The 1,454-nt window shown below is 53.9% G+C and carries 1 rRNA gene (running past one end of the window); it reads right to left on the bottom strand.

Annotated features, from left to right (window positions below):
- Positions 1 to 1,283: ribosomal RNA gene (locus tag ACFRAU_RS25920) — 23S ribosomal RNA — on the bottom strand; it reaches 1,632 nt to the left of the window's first position.
- Between the last annotated feature and the right edge of the window lie 171 nt (positions 1,284 to 1,454).

Here is a 1,454-nt window from a genome sequence, read left to right as displayed (position 1 = left end):
GAAAACATGTGAATGCCACAACTTCGGCGGTGTACTTGAGCCCCGCTACATTGTCGGCGCGGAATCACTTGACCAGTGAGCTATTACGCACTCTTTTAAGGATGGCTGCTTCTAAGCCAACCTCCTGGTTGTCTTCGCAACTCCACATCCTTTCCCACTTAGCACACGCTTAGGGGCCTTAGTTGGTGGTCTGGGCTGTTTCCCTCTCGACTATGAAGCTTATCCCCCACAGTCTCACTGCTGCGCTCTCACTTACCGGCATTCGGAGTTTGGCTGACGTCAGTAACCTTGTAGGGCCCATTAGCCATCCAGTAGCTCTACCTCCGGTAAGAAACACGCAACGCTGCACCTAAATGCATTTCGGGGAGAACCAGCTATCACGAAGTTTGATTGGCCTTTCACCCCTACCCACAGCTCATCCCCTCCATTTTCAACTGAAGTGGGTTCGGTCCTCCACGACGTCTTACCGTCGCTTCAACCTGGCCATGGGTAGATCACTTCGCTTCGGGTCTAGATCACGCCACTGCAACGCCCTGTTCAGACTCGCTTTCGCTACGGCTTCCCCACACGGGTTAACCTCGCGACGTAACACTAACTCGCAGGCTCATTCTTCAAAAGGCACGCCGTCACAACGACACAGCAAGCTGCGGCTGCTCCGACGGATTGTAAGCACACGGTTTCAGGTACTGTTTCACTCCCCTCCCGGGGTACTTTTCACCTTTCCCTCACGGTACTGGTCCGCTATCGGTCATTAGGGAGTATTTAGGCTTATCAGGTGGTCCTGACAGATTCACACGGGATTTCTCGGGCCCCGTGCTACTTGGGATACTCATCAAAGGCGGCACATCAGCATTACGGTTACGGGGCTCACACCCTCTACGGCCGGCCTTTCAAGACCGTTCACCTATACCAGCACTCACACCTCCCCGGTCCGGCAGAACCAGGACAACAAGTCCCACAACCCCGCCCATGCAACGCCCGCCGGCTATCACACATGAGTCGGTTTAGCCTGATCCGCGTTCGCTCGCCACTACTAACGGAATCACTGTTGTTTTCTCTTCCTGCGGGTACTGAGATGTTTCACTTCCCCGCGTTCCCTCCACGCACCCTATGTGTTCAGATGCGGGTCACCGGGTCACTCGCGCGCCCAGCGGGGTTTCCCCATTCGGACACCCTGGGATCACAGTCCGGTTATCGACTCCCCCAGGCTTATCGCAGATTCCTACGTCCTTCTTCGGCTCCTAATGCCAAGGCATCCACCGTGTGCTCTTAAAAACTTGACCACAAAAGATCAAAAAACATTTTTCGAGAGAACCATGAAAACCAACCCCACACCCCAAAGGATGCACGGCCAGATCCAGGTTCATATTCTTGGAAATTGCTTCTTATAAAAGATGCTCGCGTCCACTATGTAGTTCTCAAACAACAACCCCGTACCACACACCCCACACACT

Origin of the sequence: Arthrobacter sp. NPDC056691 (assembly GCF_042791415.1) — a bacterium.
Lineage (GTDB): Bacteria > Actinomycetota > Actinomycetes > Actinomycetales > Micrococcaceae > Arthrobacter.
Note: the sequence above shows the minus strand (reverse complement) of the source record. Positions and strands in the feature narration are given on the sequence as shown.